Here is a 17,023-nt window from a genome sequence, read left to right as displayed (position 1 = left end):
GCTATCGCTCACTTTCATTATCAGGATCCAAATCATCCTCTTCGGCTCTCTTGAAATCATTATTTAAAAATTCCGTCAGCTTCTTTTTATCCTTTTGGTTTTTCTTAATAGTAAATAGAATTAAAATAATTAATCCCACAGCAACAATACCTAATATTAGCCAATTGATTTCCATAACTTTAATTTTAATTAAAGTTAACGTCTTTTCAGTTTCATTACATTATTAAAAAGTTAAACATCTCATTTACAACAACAACTTGTTATCTCTCAACTTTAAGCTTATCAATATTTTTAGTAATTATCGATTTATCAGCAGTTGTATTGGCTAATTTAAAAGCCTTTTGAAAATGTTCCAACGCCTTCTCATTATCAATACCCGTGTATAGATTGCCTAATAACGAATAATAAAAATGATTATCGGAGAGATTTAATTTTTCAGCTTCCAGTATCGCTTCGGCTTTTCCCTTGGTTTTTGCCAAAGCAAAAGTTCTATTCAAAGCTGCGATTGACGAATATTCCAAAATCAATAAACTATTATACAATTGCAGAATGTTTTCCCATTTTTCAATCGTATCTTCTTTATGTGTATGCCAATAAGCAATTCCTGCTTCGAGATGGTATTTTGAAATTTTATTTCCAGTTGAAGATAAGCTTAAATACTGCTCTCCTCTATTTATTAATTCTTTGTTCCAAAGCGATTCATCCTGATCTTCGTATAAAATTGTTTCTCCTATTTCATTTATTCTTGCTTCAAATCTCGAAGAATGAAAGCACATTAAAGCCAATAAAGCATTTACAGCAGGTTTATTGGTTCCACTATTTTCGATAAGTAAATAACACAATCGCATTGCTTCTGCACAAAGATCTTTCCGCAAAATTGTATTTTGAGAAGTCGAATAATATCCTTCAGAAAACAATAAATACACGGTTGTTAAAACCGTATCCAATCTATTATCTATTTCATTTGGACTCGGTTGTTGAATTTTTATCTGCTCTGTTTTCAGTTTGTCTTTTGCACGATTTATTCGTTTATAAATAACCTCTTTATTCGTCAAAAAACCATCGGCAATTTCCTGAATCCCAAAACCACAAAGCAAATTCAATGCAAGTGCAACTTGTGATTCATTGGAAATACATGGATTACAAACTGTGAAAATCATAGCAAGCTGACTATCTATGATATTCTTACTAGATAAATCAAGCTCTGTTTCTTGGGCTTTGGGTGCACTATGTTTTATTTCGACAGAAAGTTTCTGCTCAAAAAGAGCATCGCGTTTTAAATAATTCTTGGTTTTGTTTTTCGCAACCGTATAAAGCCATGCTGTAGGATTTTCGGGAATTCCTTTTATACTCCACAATTCGGTAGCAGAAAGAAAAGTATCACTAACAATATCTTCGGCAATTTCGATATGATTGATACCAAATAAATAACAGAGCACCGAAACTATTTTTCGATACTCTGTTCTAAATAAATGCGGTAAAAGCTGATTGTCTTCCATAAAATTAAATCAAAATACTTCTGCAAAAAACAAAAGCAATTTTTACTATTAATTAATGCCCTTCAGAAATAACAGCCATACGTATTTCTACATTTCCACCCCATAAAAGAATCGGGCAACCTTTGGCAATTTCTACTGCCTCATCATAATTAGCAACTTTTATCATCATCAAACCGCCTATTGCTTCTTTAATTTCAACATAAGGCCCATTGGTCACATTGTTGTTCTGCTTAACAACCCTTCCTTCACCATCCCAACGTTGTAGAGGTCTAGCCAATTTATCTTGCGCAGCGATTCCGCCCAACCAATCTTGCCATAATTTTATTGACGATTGCATTTCTTCTGGCGAAGGCTGCGTTTCTTTGGTTATGCTATCTCTTCGAAATATCAATACAAATTCTTCCATTTTCTTATTTTTATACTATTATTAAGCGATTTAATTACCCTTAAAATTGTCCAACTTTATAGGTTCCTACTCCGTATGGGAATGCAAGATTAATACGATTCCAGGTATTAATAGTTGTAATTGCCAGAGTTAAATCGATTAAATCTTCATCCGAAAATTGACTTTTAACTTCGTTGTAAACCGGATCGTGTACCTCACAATTTGTTAATGCTTCTGCCCAAGCCAGTGCTGCTCTTTCTCTCTCGGTATAATATGGTGTTTCGCGCCAAGCACTTAACCCATACAAGCGTTGTTCTGTTTCTCCTTTGGCACGCAAATCTTTCGAATGCATGTCCAAACAATAAGCGCAACCATTAATTTGCGATACTCTAAAGTAAACTAATTCTAACAGCATTTCTTCGACAGCAGATTTTTTTAAATACCCTCCAATTCCAAAAAGTGGTTTTAATGCGCTTTGTCCTTTTACATGAATGTTAATTCTTGCTTCCATTTTGTTTAAATTTTTAATTGTTATACCCTAATAACAATCGAACTTCCCGAATTGGACAAAATAATTAAATTATTTTGTAATTATTTCAAAAAAAAGCATTAAACACATACATGTCAAGTACTTAAAAGTTTAAATTATTAATATTATCGATTAATAAACTAAGTTATATAAACCTTTTCTCGTTTAAATCTAAAGCCTCACAACACATAAATACCAATTGAGAATTAATAAAAAAAACAAACCATAATTAAATTTTAATAAGTGGTATGTTTTTTGACTTTATCGAATAATAACCTAAGGCTAAACCTCTCATTATATTTCCACTTAACCTTTTTAATATACTCTCTATGAAAAAAACAATTTTACTATTTAGTTTAATCATTTTTTTTCTTGTTCCTCGAGCGATAATGATAATCGTGGTATTTTTAATCCTCCTAGCTGGATACAAGGAATCTGGAAAGACGAAAGTTCTGGAGAAATGTTAACTTTTACAAACCATGATATAAAATATACTACAAATGGAAATCTTTTTTCTTTTAGTAGACATGCAAACAAATTCTCAAATTCTTTTACACAAGAAATATCTACTAAACCTACCTTATATGTATCAGATTTTTATCAAACCAAAGAAGGTCCTATAATCCGATTTACGTTTGTACAAATATCAAGCACAAAAATGGAGTCAAAAGGACATTTACCTGGGAATTATACAAAACAGTAAGTTCAAAAAAATCTCTCCAAACAAAAACTAAGCCCAAAACCGTAATTGATTTTAATTGATTACGGTTTTTATTTTCAGGAGCAGAAAGTTTTGTTTTCAAAAAAGCCACTTGTCCCGCTGTACACTATATCTTTTTATCCGCAAAAAAGCGAATAAAAAGGATGCCGTTTCCATCTGGGCTAGATTAGAAATTTTAGATTTCATAAGAACCTTTTTTTTGATGTTGATTGCAAATCCGCATTATCGGATATCTTGATTATTCAAGCAAAGCCAGCGTTCTATTTGTTAATTCCGTTTTATACTTCAAAACATCATCAATACTAGTTAACAAATACTCATTGTTTTCGATAAGAATCTTCATTTTTGAATCGGTAAAAACCAATTTACAAATCACTTTTTTAAGATTATCGTCAATACTAATATTGAAAAAACTTTTAAAATCTTTAAAGAAAATTCTTTGGGGTGGTATTTTTTTATTCTGAATCAGCAAAGTTCTGATAGTATGATAAGCCTGAATTTCAGATTCGGTAGTGATAATTCCACCAGTATTTGAACTGGATTCGGCCAATACTTTTTTCTCATATAAAGATTTCAACAATGCCGAATTAATCATCTTTATCATTTTCGCTTGAGTTTCTTCATTGAATTTAGTTTTAAAACTCATGTTGCGATAAATAATTTTCAGCAAATCTTTTGATGGAGCAATTAACTCTTTAAGTAAGCTTGCTTCAAAATCTTCAACAAAGACGCATTCCTGAGCAGTTTTGATAATCTCATTAACCACTACATATCTTTTATCAAACTTGACCAAAGTTTCCAAGTCTTTATCTGAATAATTAGATAAATTAAAAACGAAGAAAGGCTTATTATCAATTACATTTGGCTGCAAGACATCTGAATAAAATCTATATTCAATTCCATTTGTCAATACAGCAATTCTTGAATTTTTAGTATTATTAAAATAGCCGTTTAACTGACCCGCTTCTTTATCACTTAATCTACTATTATACTTTTTGGCCTCTACTAAAATTGTATCTTTTTTATTTAGCAAAATCGCATAATCAATTTTTTGACTGATACGTTCCCCAAAATCAGCATTATATTCTGGTATTAAATCATTCGAAATATAATTTAGAAAATAAAAAAAAGGTTCAATTAAAAATTTACGAGTTTGAGCTTCATTAGTACACAATTCAATTGCATCATTAATTTTAAAATTCTCAAGCGTTTTTTTTAATTGATTAATAGATTGTTTAGGGATATTGGTAGTCATTATCGGTGGCTTATTAGTTAGACAACTTTATAAAATAAAAACTAAACTAATGAAAATAAACCAAACTATAAGTTTTTAAAAATCATTACTTTAAGAGAAAACAAATATCTTTATTTAGTCTACCACATTTCTACGGAAAACCACATTTATAAAGACTTGATCGAAATTATTTAAAAGTAACATTTTATCCATATAATCTATTAGGTGTTTATACGTGTTTATGTAAATCCTGCTGTGGCAAAGTACCTGCTCCAATTTATTTTTCTTTTATTTTTTACCAAAACTATATTTGCCTATCATTGTCGCTACGAAGTCGGGAGACTTCGTAGAGCGAGACCCATTGGCAAAATTGAATAACCTTCGTATCTTTTAACTACTCTGTTATCAAACTTAATAATAAAATGAGTATTCCCAAGACTATCACACATAATGCACTTAATCAATTAAACCATTTTGGTTGTAATAAGTACTTTCTAAATTAACTTTACTATCTTTTCTGTAATAAACCGATTCTATTTTGCCATTTTCATAATAATAGAAACATTTACCATTTGGCTCATTATCAACAAATTGACCTTCGTTAATTTTAATTCCTTTTTCATTATAATTTATAAATTTTCCATGAAAAATTGTATCACCATTTCTAATAACATATTCACTCGTTACTAATAATTTTCCTGATGGACTGTATTCTTTTAAAGTATATACTTTTTCATCCTTAAAGTAAAAAAACAAGACTATAAAACCAAGTATCACAGAGAGTACTACTATTATATATATTTTTTTCATTATTTCTTTTTTGTTGTGATTCCTAAGAAATCTGAGTATTAGCTGACGTTAATGCACATTTACATCAAAAGAAAGTGTGTCATTAAAAACAGGTGTGACTTTATCATTAAATTTGTATTGAACAATACTTCTTATTGTATTTTTTCCTTTCTTGGTAAGTATTTCTTCTACATCCAATTGACATGGTTCTATATGCTTTAGGGTTCGTTTTACTATAGAATTATCAACTGATAAATTCTCTATTTTAAAACTTCGCTTTGTATTAGGAATATTAGCAATGATGTAACTGTATTTTAATACATCACCAACTTCTAAATGTTCTTCATGCTTAATGTTAAATTGATTTTTGTGACTAAATTTATATTGATAGGTTTCTATTTGAAAGTAACCATCGTACTTTGTTGCTCCCTTTTCATCAAAATAAATTATAAAGAAATGATTACCTAAATAATCATATACCACATATTTATTTATTAATCCACTAGTGTCATAAAAAGTACTTTCTAAATTAATCTTACTGTTCTTTCTGAAATGAACTGATTTAATTTTTCCATTGTCATAGTAGTAAGAACAAATACCATTTGGCTCATTATCTATAAATTGACCTTCTGCTATTTTTATTCCTTTTTCATTGTATCGTGTAAATTTACCTTCGAAAATGGTATCACCTTTTCTAATAATATATTCTGAAACGTCGGTTGCTCCCGTTTTTATATTATAATCCTTTAAAGTATAAATTGTTTCATTTGTACAATAAAAAAAAATGTACCCAACCGACATCATTATTAATATTGTTACGATAATTAATATATGTTTTTTATTCATTTGCTTTATTTTTTATTTTTTTCATAAATATCTTGTCTTATCCATGTACTATTTCCAGTTTTTTCATCAAAGTTAGTTCTCACAAATTTGCTATCTTCTGATGAAGTGGCTTCGTCTCTTTTCTTATCTACTTCTTCTTTTGCAGATTTCCCAGATTTTATTGCATTCGCACCATGATCTGTTGCAGTCATAAAATCATCTGCTTTGTTTTCTATTGTTGGTTTTCCCCCATTAGTCCCTTTTCCTCTGGAAGTACTGCCTTTTACTTCAAATCCCAATATAGCAACAAGCGCTTCAAATGCGCCTCCAAAATCAATCCATGTAACATCTCTTCCGCCTCTGCGCAATGAGCTTGGGTCTTGGTAGTTTCCTCCATCTGAGAATGCAAATCCTCCACTAAAAAATGATGATTTCTTTTTCTTAAAATTGTAAAGAACTTCTCCGTTATATGTTATTAGTTTGGTCTCTCCATCCAATAATAATCTGCTGTTATTACTAAAGGTTTTCCCCCAGGTATGTCCTAGATTAGAATAGTGGTCAATTTTTGCACTTCCGTCAAGCCAAATTAGTTCTCCTGTTTTTTTATTTCTGTACCAATCAAATGGAGTTCGTCCATAAAAATCGACTAATCGCAATAAATCCCTGTTATAAGCTGCATAGGAAGAATACTGCCCAAGATCTTCATCTTTCTTAAAATTATCAAAGGTGTCAAAGTTTCTAAACATAATAAATAATGTGTTATTGTAAGTTATTACTTCTTTCTATTACAATAATACATATAAATTACTTGATCCCGGACAACAATCCGACATATTTGAAGTCCGTATCTTACGAAATTAATTAATAATTCAAATCCAACTATAAAATATTAATATCTCAGTCCCGATCACGAAACAGTATAGGAAGTTAAAAAAACTACTTCAGCAAATATCCAAATCGAATCGATCCAAAGAAATAACCTGAATTGGTATCGATACCTGGATCTTTCAATTCTCTGCCACGGTAAATAAAAGAATAAGACATATTGAAGTTGTTGTGGCGGTATTTTAAACCAAACTCCGCATTAAAACGAAGCGGTTCTAAATCAAAAGTTACCGGACTTGTATTGTTAAACATGCTGCCTTGAATAGTAGCATCGTAAAACTGGTAATTAACACTTGGCATGGCATAAAAGTAAAACTCCCGAATATTGTATTGCGGTTCAAAACTTACTGAAGCATCATGCAAATTAGAATCATAAATTGGGAGTAATTTCTTAAACCCAATTCGGGTTAGAAATCCTGTAGAAACTCCCGTAAAAACAGTCCCAAGATTTGCTTCGGACTGAAAATGAAGATCAATAAAATTATTATGTTTTGTTGGGAATAATTTCTTGGAATACATAACATGTACTTGCACGGCAAAAGCATTGGTAAGCTGATTTTCCCAACCAAATACATTTTTATAGCCTATAACGTGGTGAAAACTTTCCTGAGTTTCTTTACCAAAGGCATTCGGTCCCATATAACCCAATTGGAAATCTGTTTTTAAAACCGATTCACTTTGATAAAAAAAACTTCGCCCTGCTTCGGCAAAAAGATATCCTGTAAAAGGACGATCGTTTCTATAAACTGCCATTTCATTAATAAATCTTGGATTATAGATATATTGTCCAATGCGAAATTCTGTAATTTTCTTATTTATTTTTGTATTCTCGTTCTTTGATAAGAATCGATAAAAAAGCTCTAAACCGTTGGTATAATACATATCATTTTTGGATGATGTGTATAAATCATTATCGGTAATAAATCCTATCTCACTGGTTTTACTTTGTGCAAAAACAGAAGTGACAATCAGGATTAGAATAATGCTAAGAGTTTTTTTTGGGATCATTTGTAATTAATTTTACCTACGCTACGCATTACTTTTACAATTTTGTTTTTTCTTTTATTTATATAACTCGAAGAACCTGTTGCTTTAAACTTAAGAGGATTTGGCAATATAGCAGCAATTCCAGCTGCCTGAATTGGTGTAAGTTCCGATGCACTCTTGCGGTACCAATGTTGCGCTGCGGCCTCGGCTCCATAAACACCATCGCCCATTTCGATACTATTAAGATATACCTCCATAATACGTTCTTTCCCCCAGACTAATTCGATTAAAACCGTAAAATATGCTTCTAGTCCTTTCCGGAAATAACTCTTGCCTTGCCATAAGAAAACGTTTTTGGCTGTTTGCTGTGAGATTGTACTACCTCCCCTTATTTTTCGACCACGCTCATTACTCTTATATGCTTTTTGCAATGCTTTAAAATCAAAACCATTATGTTTCAAGAACGTACCATCCTCGCTTGCAATAACTGCCTTTTGTAAATTAACCGATATATTCTCTAAAGGCTCCCAATCATGGCTAAAAAAGTTTTCTTTACCCGACATTTTATTCTCGATACCCCGAATCACCATTAAGGGAGTAAAAGGAACTGGTACATACTTAAAGAGCACAACAAAAAATATTGAAATTCCAAAGAACCACAATAATAGTTTACAAAGAAACCGGATTACCTTACTTCCAAATGAACGATTGTTCTTTTTTGCTGAAGGTTTTGCTTTACTTGGTGTTGTTTTTTTTGGTGCTGCTTTTTTAGTCGCCATTATATTAAATCTGCTAATTCTGTTCCTATTAAACCGCCTATTGCGACTCCCATTCCTCCTAATCGAACACCACAATATACGTTTTCGGATAGTTGTGTTACAATTGGATTCTTACTATTTCCTATACCCATTATCCCACTCCATCGGTGTGCAATAGCTACTTTTTGATTTGGTAAAATTACATTTTTCAGCAAATCTTCCAATTTATTTTGTATTATTTCTGTTTGCCCAAATTCGGTTGTAGTTTCAGTTTCAAAATCAAGATTCCGACCACCTCCCAATAAGATTCTGTCACCTACATTTCGGAAATAATAATACCCTCTGTCTAGATGAAAAGTCCCTTTAATATCTAAATCAGGAATAGGTTCTGTAATTAAAACCTGTGCTCTGGCAGGTTTTACAGCTCCATTAGTAAGTTTATTTGCAAATCCATTGGTTCCAAAAAGAATCTTTTTTGTAGTAAACGAAAAATCTCCCAATGCTACTTCAACTCTATCTCCTTTATCCAAATATGAAGTTACTATTTGTTGGTTCAAAATTAAAATACCAGCTCCAATTGCTTCTTTTAATAATGTCTGCATCATATTTCCCGTATCAATTTGTCCTTCAAAAGGATTAAAAACTAAATACTCATGAATTCCTTTAAACTCAAAACGATCAATCTCATTAGCAAAGACATCTGTTTTAAATATTGGTTTAAGAATTTCGTTTATAAACGGCAATTTACTCAAACATTCATTATATCCATTTTCATCTTCTTTCAAAAACAATTCATATCCTCCATAAGGCTTAAAATTAATTGCGGAATCACCCAAGCGTTTACGCAATAATTGCAATCCTATCCATCGCTTTTCTATAAGTTTGATTACATCCTCTTCGGTATGATTTTTTAAATCATCTATGATTTCCGAAAGGCTTCCAAAACAAGCAAAACCTGCATTTTTTGTACTGGCTCCCTGCGGTAACATTCCTTTTTCTAGTATCAGAATTTTGGCTTTTGGAAACTTTTCGCGCAGGCGTAATCCCGCATGTAAACCTACTATTCCACTACCAACAATAGTAAAATCAACATTCGTAAACCAATTTTTAAGTTCCCAATAACTCAACTCCATGATTGATATTTTTTATAAAAATAGTGTTTTTTTTAAACCGTATAAAAAATTTAAACCCATATAAACATCACTTTAAACAAATAAAACTTAAATGAACTTATATTACTTACATGATTAAACTTTTTAGATAAAACCATTTCACCTCGCTTTATCATTGGTTAACATTTATCATTAATTTAAGAGAATCCTAATTGCATTATAACCAAGTTGCTGAAATATATTTTGTACTTTTAAAATCTTAAAATTTTAAATCAAATTATGAAAAAAGTAGTATTTACAACCTTAATAATGATGAGTTTAAGCACTATGGCGCAGAATGTAATGTCACCAGAATTGTTATGGAAATTAGGGAGAGTTTCTGCACTTGGACTTTCTAAGGACGGAAAAAATGTTGTTTATAAGGTTACCACACCTTCAATTGCTGAAAATAATTCGCAATCCAAATATTATACATTACCTGTAAATGGTGGTAATGCAACCGAAATCACGGATATAAAAACTGTTTTTGCCGATAAAAACATTTCACCAGACGGAAAATTTTTAGTGTACAACGAAGAAGTAAAAATCGAGAAAGTATTAGGAAAAGATTTTTACCCAAGTTTAGACAAATCAGAAGCTCAAATCTACGATGGTTTGGATTATCGTCATTGGGATACTTGGAATGAAGGTAAATTTAATCATGTTTTTTACAAAGAAAATAAAGAAGGATCTGTTGGTATCGATCTTTTAAAAGGAGAGACTTTCGACAGTCCGCAAAAACCTTTTGGTGGAGACGAAGATTATATCTGGTCACCAGACAGCAAAAGTATTTTATATGTAAGCAAGAAAAAAGCCGGAACTCAATATGCAATTTCTACAAATACTGATATCTACGAATACAATCTTGAGACTGGAAAAACTACAAACAGAACCGAAGGAAACTTAGGTTATGATATGGCACCTCAATTTTCACCTACTGGAAACCTAACTTGGTTACAAATGAAACGCGATGGTTATGAAGCTGATAAAAACGACATCATTGTTGATTTTAAAGGTATGAAAATGAATCTAACTGCCAATTGGGATGGAACTGTAGATAATTTTACATGGAGTAAAGACGGTAAAAAAGTATATTTTGTAGCTCCAATTGATGGTACAAAACAATTATTTGAAGTAAACTTCCCTGGATTGACAAAAATCTCTGTAAATGTACGTCAGCTTACAAACGGTGCTTTTGATGTAAATGATTTAGTAGGTTTTGTAGATGATAATATCATTGTTACAAGATCAGATATGAATCATGCAAATGAGATTTTTTCTTTCAATTTAAAGAAAAATACCTGGAAGCAATTATCAAATGTGAACACTACAACTTACGATTCTTTAGCTTTAAGCAAAATCGAAAAACGTTATGTTACTACAACAGATGGTAAAAAAATGTTGGTTTGGGTAATCTTACCTCCTAATTTTGATGCTTCAAAAAAATATCCAACTCTTTTATATTGCCAAGGCGGACCACAATCTGCTTTAACTCAAGCGTATTCTTTCCGTTGGAATTTTCAATTAATGGCTGCAAAAGGTTATGTTGTTGTTGCGCCAAACCGTCGCGGGATGCCTGGTCACGGAGTAGAATGGAATGAGCAAATTAGTAAAGATTGGGGCGGACAAGTTATGGACGATTACCTATCGGCGATTGATGATGTTTCGAAAGAAAACTATGTTGATAAATCTCGTCTAGGATGCGTTGGAGCAAGTTATGGTGGTTACTCTGTTTTCTATTTAGCAGGAATTCATAACAATCGTTTTAAAACTTTCATCGCACATGACGGTGTTTTCAATACACAAAGTATGTTTGGCACAACCGAAGAAGTTTTCTTTAACAACTGGGACTTTGGTGGCCCATACTGGGAAAAAGACAATGCAATTGCTCAAAAAACATACACTATTTTCAACCCAATAAATCATGTTGATAAATGGAATAAACCAATCCTGATTATTCAAGGAGGAAAAGATTTCCGTGTGCCAATTGGACAAGGTCAGGAAGCATTTCAAGCTGCTCAATTACGCGGAATAAAAAGTAGATTATTATATTTCCCTGAAGAAAATCACTGGGTTTTAAAACCTCAAAATGCCCAAGTTTGGCAAGGTGAATTCTTTAAATGGTTAAGCGAAACACTTTAATTAAATTACGCTGAAGAAAAAATAATTTCATATAAAAGCCACAGATATCACATATGATTCTGTGGCTTTTTTATAACTTCCAATGAAAATCATATAACATATTGGCGCTGTTTTATAGACCTTAATCAGAAAAAATTAAATAAATTGCGATAATATAAAAAAATCCAAATCCCTACAATAATAATCTATGGAGAGTAAGAATAGTTACATTCCGCTTAAAGTTTTCATAAGTTACATCGCTCTAGCTTCGCTTGTAATTAGTGTGGGGTGGGTTTTATATTCGGAAAATGTTATTTATTCTAAAATTGAACATAAAATAGCTTTTGAGAAAACAAAAATCTTAAAAGTTAGTCAGCTTTTTTCAACTGTGTATAAAACAGAAAGTCTTGCTCGAAAAACAATTCAGTCCAACTCCGAATCCGACTTTCAACACTACATAAAAGAATCTAATTCTCTACGAATCCGAATTGATTCTTTAAAAAAAATGGTTACTACACAATCTCAAATCGTTTTACTGGATAGTGTAAATTATTTATTATCAGAGAAAACAAAAAATATTCGGCAATTAAAAAACATCAAAAGCAAGGCCAGCGATGAAGTCACGGTAAACAACGCTATTGATGAATTGACAAAACTTGAATTCTCATTACGTAAATTACAACTTGAAGATTTTACCAAAAATCCGTCTCAATTAGGGAGTTATCAACGTAATGTACTCCAAAAATACGTTGATTACCTCAATCAGAATATTCCGGATGACAGCACAAACACATTAAGCAAAAAAGCATCTGACTCGATTTTATCTACATCCAAAAAATTATTAAGTTCTGTAAAAAGAGAAACCGAAAAAAAGAAAGAGTCCTTAAATTATCAGGAAAACAAATTGCTTAAAAATGAAATTTTAATTTCTGAGCAACTCCGAAAAGTATTGCGAATTATAGAACGTGAAATCATCATAAACTCTATAAAATACAATAATGATAAAGAAAAATCTCTAAAGAAAATCAATCAGATTGTAACTGGTGCTGCCATAGTAGGATTACTTCTTACTATCTTTTTTTCGATCCTTATTGCAAGTGATTTCTCCAAAACACAGCTCTATAAGAAACAACTGGAGATTGCCAATTTCAAAACAAAGAATCTTTTAAAAAGTCGCGAACAACTCATTTCTACCGTTAGTCATGATTTAAAAACACCTTTAAGTACAATTGTAGGTTATACCGAACTTTTGGGTAATTCCGACTTAAATACCAAGCAATTCTACTTTACAAAGAACATAAAAAACTCGACGGAATACATTTCACAATTAGTTCAGGATTTACTTGATTTTTCTCAAATAGAAGCTGGAAAAATTACATTCGAAAAGAAACCTTTTTCGCTTCCAGAAATCATAACCGAAGTTGCAAAGAATATCCAATCAGTTTACAAACATAAAGACATTAAACTCATTATTAATACAGACGAAAAGTTTGCTACAAAAATAATTGGAGACCCATTTCGACTGAAACAAATTTTAAGTAATATCATTGGGAATGCCTATAAATTTACAGAAAAAGGTTTTATAAAAATCGACGCGACCATTAATCATAATGGCGGATTTGCTTTTATAAAAATAGAAGACTCAGGTATTGGGATTGAAAAAAAGAGCCAAGAATTAGTATTTGAAGAATTTGCTCAAGCCAATGAAAACATAGAAAAAAAATATGGTGGGACAGGTCTGGGGCTCGCAATTTCTAAAAAAATAGCAACTCTCTTGGGAGGTGATCTACATTTAAAAAGTGTTTTTGGGAAAGGAAGTACTTTTGAAATCCAGCTTCCATTAATTTTTGATACCCGTTTAGAACCCGAAATAGAACCTGAAAATAAAAAGAATTCAATTTCTCCTATTGTTACACCTAAAACTGCGATTGTTATCGATGATGATAACAATTTATTAGGTCTGACTTCCGAAGTCTTGAAACAGCATAATTATACCGTTTTGGCTTTTAATAATGCTAACAAGGCTTTAAAAACAATTCAAAATACCCCATTTGATTTTATTATAACTGATATTCAAATGCCCGAAATTGATGGCTTTTTGTTTATAGAAAAACTCAAGAATTTGGTTGACTCTCAATATAAAAATCAACCTATAATTGCACTAACAGGAAGAGCCGATTTAGCTTTGGATGTTTATACAAATGCAGGGTTTACTACTGTTGTAAAAAAACCATATTCACCAAAAGCATTACTTCAAACAATACTCATACTCTTTGATGATTCCGCTAAAATTAATCATGAAGATACTAAAACTCATTCTTCCGATTCGGAAAAAGGTTATTCTCTGGATTCCTTAAAATCATTTTTAACCAATGATAATAGAGCGTTACAAGATATATTAAAGACATTTGTAGAAACAACAAAAGAAAACTTAATAATTCTCGAAAAGAATGTTGAAGAGAATAATTATAGCGAAGTTAGTGCTATTGCTCATAGAATATCACCTATGTTCAAGCAAATTCAAGCTTCAAAAATCAGTAAAATTTTAGATGATTTAGAACAAAATAATTATTCTAATAGCCATTTACAAACAACTTTCAACACATTAAAAACAGAAATAAATTCATTATTACTTCTTCTGGAAAAAGAAATAGCTTAGCCTATTCTATATCGTATAACTTTAATTTATTGTATAATGTCTTACGGGTAATTTTCAGCATTTTTGCAGCTTCCGATTTATTGTTTTTAGCTTTTGACAAGGCGTGGATAATCGCTTCTTTTTCATTTTCAGACAATGATAAATCATTTGGAACCTGTTTTTGAATCTGAAAAAACTCTACTGGCAATACTGTACTTTCAATAAAATCACCTTGCGATAAAAGTGTTGCTCGCTTAATACAATTTTGGAGCTCTCTTAAGTTTCCAGGCCATCTGTATTTTTGAAAAATTGAAACTACTTCATCAGAGAAACCAATAATATTTTTATTCAACTGCTCATTGGCCTTCTCAAGAAAAAAGTCTGCAAAAACCATTAAATCTTCCTCTCTATCAATTAAAGAAGGAGAGTGAATAGAAAACTCATTGATTCTATGGTATAAATCTTCACGGAAATCTCCTTTTTTTACTGCTTCTCGCAAATCTTCATTGGTAGCAGTTACGATACGAATATCAACATCAATTTCTTTATTGCTACCAACAGGTTTTATTTTCCGCTCTTGTAATGCTCTTAAAAGCTGGATTTGATTTTCATACGAAAGATTTCCTATTTCATCCAGAAATATAGTCCCTCCATTAGCCGCTTCAAAATAACCTATTTTATCTGTAATTGCTCCGGTAAAAGAACCTTTTAAATGCCCGAAAAATTCACTTGCTGCCAGTTCTTTTGGTATAGCTCCGCAATCGACAGCAATAAAGTTATTGCCTTTTCGAGGACTTTGTTCATGAATGCTCTTTGCAATTATTTCTTTTCCTGTACCACTTTCCCCGATTATTAAAACCGACATATTAGTAGGGCTAACAAGTTGGATATGTTCTGCTAACTTTTTTGAAGCTTTTGAAATTCCTTTTACAAACTCAAGTTCCTCCGATTTTTTTGGATGCTTTACCTTTTGCTCATTTTCTGGAATAACCGAATTATTTTGTAAAGCATTCGAAATAACAAGTAAGACCTCTTCGGGATTAAATGGTTTCGAAATATAATCTGCAGCGCCATTTTTTATAGCTTTCACCGCAGTATTTACATCTGAATACCCTGTCATTAAAATAACTGGAATTTCAGGATATGCTTTTTTAAATTCAGACATTAATCCAATCCCATCCGAGTCGGGTAATCTTAGATCTGTAATAATAAGATCAAAAGATTCGTTTTTAATTATACCACGTGCTTCGGCTGCAGAATATGCTGTCGCAACTGTATAGTTTTTTTTTATTAGAAATTTTTCTAACAGTTTACAAAACGAAATATCATCTTCTATTAATAAAATCTTTGGCATTAGTGTTTGAACTTTTCATGCTAAAATAATACTAATATAATTGTATTCTCCTAAAATTTTGCAAAAAAAAGAGATTGCTCTCGCAATCTCTTTTTAAAAAACTTAAACTAAATCTACCTAAATTATATTTTTATCCAGTTGCCATTGACATCTGAATAGACAGTAGCCTTTTGGTCTCCAACCGAAATTTCTAATTTATACTCTTTCTTTTCATTTACATATGCCTTATCAAGTTTCGCATCCGGATAAGCCTTCTGCAAAGCTGTTTTTACTGCTGCAGGTACAGTATCTGCACTTACTTCAGTGTAGCCGTCTTGCACTGTTACAATTTTAGTAACTGGCTCTGTAGTTGTTAAGGTTGCTGCATAAATTGACAAACTCCCCAGAATAACTGCTGCCGATAAGATTAACTTTTTCATAATGATATATGTTTTAATTTATTTGCTTTAAGAGCAATTATTTTTTAATCAGATTTCCTGCTGCATCAGAGAAAATAGTAAATTTTTTCTCTCCGTGTGCAATTTCTAATTTGTACTCGTTTTTTTCGTTTTTATAAGCTTTCTCTAGTTTTGCACCCGGGAAAGATTTTTCGACAGTACCTTTTACTGCTGCAGGAAGTGCATCTGCGCCAACTTCTGTGTATTCATCCTGAATACTCATTACTTTTACCGAAGATTCTGTAATTACTGCAGTTGCAGCACTAACTGATAAACTTCCTAATACGATCGCTGCTGATAAGATTAACTTTTTCATAATGATAATTTTTTAATGTTATAACTTATTTTAAACTTCTAAATTTAATTATTTTTTGATCCAGTTTCCTGTCGCATCTGCAAAAAGACTTCCTACTTTGTCACCTACAGTAACATCAAGTTTATATTCTTTATTCGCATTAACAGATGCTTTATTAAGTACTGCATCTGGATATGCTTTTTTCAAAGCAGCAGTAATAGTTGCTGGTACTTCTTCTATTTTTACTTCTGTGTACTCATCTTGAACTGATACCGTTTTAGCATCTAAAACTTGAGTTGGTAAAGTTATTGCAAATGAAGATAAACTTCCTAATACAATTGCGGCTGATAAAATTAACTTTTTCATAATGATATATTTTTATATGTATTTATATTTATTTGGATCTCTAAACTGA

The 17,023-nt window shown here is 31.4% G+C and carries 17 protein-coding genes; 2 read left to right on the top strand and 15 right to left on the bottom strand.

All coding sequences use genetic code 11. The features are described 5' to 3' along the window. Window position 1 precedes the first annotated feature (1 nt). The 11 genes from OIU83_RS21590 to OIU83_RS21540 all read right to left on the bottom strand — a co-directional run bounded on the left by OIU83_RS21590 (window position 2) and on the right by OIU83_RS21540 (window position 9,745). Window positions 2-175: a hypothetical protein gene (locus tag OIU83_RS21590; protein ID WP_264208341.1), complete on the bottom strand. Its 174-nt coding sequence runs from the start codon at window positions 173-175 to the stop codon at window positions 2-4. Between the two features lie 85 nt (window positions 176-260). Beyond that, window positions 261-1,499 (bottom strand): RNA polymerase sigma factor, encoded by a 1,239-nt coding sequence (locus OIU83_RS21585; protein WP_264208340.1) that lies wholly within the window; start codon window positions 1,497-1,499, stop codon window positions 261-263. Window positions 1,500-1,551: 52 nt separating this feature from the next. Next, a complete protein-coding gene (locus OIU83_RS21580; protein WP_264208339.1) occupies window positions 1,552-1,905 on the bottom strand; it encodes a YciI family protein in 354 nt (117 codons plus the stop codon). A gap of 40 nt (window positions 1,906-1,945) precedes the next feature. Further along, complete coding sequence (locus OIU83_RS21575) at window positions 1,946-2,395, bottom strand: carboxymuconolactone decarboxylase family protein (protein WP_264208338.1); 450 nt, start codon at window positions 2,393-2,395, stop codon at window positions 1,946-1,948. 977 nt (window positions 2,396-3,372) lie between these two features. Next, window positions 3,373-4,389: a type I restriction enzyme HsdR N-terminal domain-containing protein gene (locus OIU83_RS21570; RefSeq protein ID WP_264208337.1), complete on the bottom strand. Its 1,017-nt coding sequence runs from the start codon at window positions 4,387-4,389 to the stop codon at window positions 3,373-3,375. Between the two features lie 435 nt (window positions 4,390-4,824). Continuing rightward, window positions 4,825-5,178, bottom strand: a complete 354-nt coding sequence (locus OIU83_RS21565) for a toxin-antitoxin system YwqK family antitoxin (protein ID WP_264208336.1) — start codon at window positions 5,176-5,178, stop codon at window positions 4,825-4,827. Between the two features lie 48 nt (window positions 5,179-5,226). Beyond that, complete coding sequence (locus OIU83_RS21560) at window positions 5,227-6,003, bottom strand: toxin-antitoxin system YwqK family antitoxin (protein WP_264208335.1); 777 nt, start codon at window positions 6,001-6,003, stop codon at window positions 5,227-5,229. Window positions 6,004-6,008: 5 nt separating this feature from the next. Then, window positions 6,009-6,728: a hypothetical protein gene (locus tag OIU83_RS21555; RefSeq protein WP_264208334.1), complete on the bottom strand. Its 720-nt coding sequence runs from the start codon at window positions 6,726-6,728 to the stop codon at window positions 6,009-6,011. 190 nt (window positions 6,729-6,918) lie between these two features. Continuing rightward, complete coding sequence (locus OIU83_RS21550; RefSeq protein WP_264208333.1) at window positions 6,919-7,875, bottom strand: lipid A deacylase LpxR family protein; 957 nt, start codon at window positions 7,873-7,875, stop codon at window positions 6,919-6,921. Continuing rightward, window positions 7,872-8,633, bottom strand: coding sequence for a monofunctional biosynthetic peptidoglycan transglycosylase (mtgA, locus tag OIU83_RS21545; protein WP_264208332.1), 762 nt, complete (start codon window positions 8,631-8,633; stop codon window positions 7,872-7,874). The genes OIU83_RS21550 and mtgA overlap by 4 nt, the downstream gene beginning before the upstream one ends. Next, window positions 8,633-9,745 (bottom strand): NAD(P)/FAD-dependent oxidoreductase, encoded by a 1,113-nt coding sequence (locus OIU83_RS21540; RefSeq protein ID WP_264208331.1) that lies wholly within the window; start codon window positions 9,743-9,745, stop codon window positions 8,633-8,635. The genes mtgA and OIU83_RS21540 overlap by 1 nt, the downstream gene beginning before the upstream one ends. Before the next feature lie 258 nt (window positions 9,746-10,003). On the opposite strand from OIU83_RS21540, the gene OIU83_RS21535 reads away from it, so the two are divergent. Together OIU83_RS21535 and OIU83_RS21530 are read left to right on the top strand one after the other, a co-directional pair. Then, entirely contained in the window at window positions 10,004-11,905 is a 1,902-nt protein-coding gene (locus tag OIU83_RS21535; protein WP_264208330.1) for a S9 family peptidase, read from the top strand. Window positions 11,906-12,092: 187 nt separating this feature from the next. Further along, window positions 12,093-14,543 (top strand): hybrid sensor histidine kinase/response regulator, encoded by a 2,451-nt coding sequence (locus OIU83_RS21530; protein ID WP_264208329.1) that lies wholly within the window; start codon window positions 12,093-12,095, stop codon window positions 14,541-14,543. A gap of 1 nt (window position 14,544) precedes the next feature. Here OIU83_RS21530 and OIU83_RS21525 read toward each other — a convergent pair whose 3' ends face one another. From OIU83_RS21525 to OIU83_RS21510, 4 genes are all read right to left on the bottom strand, one after another. Further along, window positions 14,545-15,876 (bottom strand): sigma-54-dependent transcriptional regulator, encoded by a 1,332-nt coding sequence (locus OIU83_RS21525; RefSeq protein ID WP_264208328.1) that lies wholly within the window; start codon window positions 15,874-15,876, stop codon window positions 14,545-14,547. Between the two features lie 122 nt (window positions 15,877-15,998). Beyond that, window positions 15,999-16,295 carry a PepSY-like domain-containing protein gene (locus tag OIU83_RS21520; protein WP_264208327.1) on the bottom strand — a complete coding sequence of 99 codons (297 nt, stop codon included), beginning with the start codon at window positions 16,293-16,295 and terminating at the stop codon, window positions 15,999-16,001. Between the two features lie 37 nt (window positions 16,296-16,332). Then, on the bottom strand, window positions 16,333-16,629 hold the full coding sequence (locus OIU83_RS21515; protein WP_264208326.1) for a PepSY-like domain-containing protein: 297 nt from the start codon (window positions 16,627-16,629) through the stop codon (window positions 16,333-16,335). A gap of 48 nt (window positions 16,630-16,677) precedes the next feature. Further along, window positions 16,678-16,974 (bottom strand): hypothetical protein, encoded by a 297-nt coding sequence (locus OIU83_RS21510; RefSeq protein ID WP_264208325.1) that lies wholly within the window; start codon window positions 16,972-16,974, stop codon window positions 16,678-16,680. Window positions 16,975-17,023 lie beyond the last annotated feature (49 nt).

It is taken from the genome of Flavobacterium shii (assembly GCF_025847235.1).
GTDB classification, from domain to species: Bacteria; Bacteroidota; Bacteroidia; order Flavobacteriales; family Flavobacteriaceae; genus Flavobacterium; species Flavobacterium shii.
The sequence above is the reverse complement of the archived record's forward strand: the minus strand, read 5'-3'. Positions and strand labels throughout refer to the sequence as shown.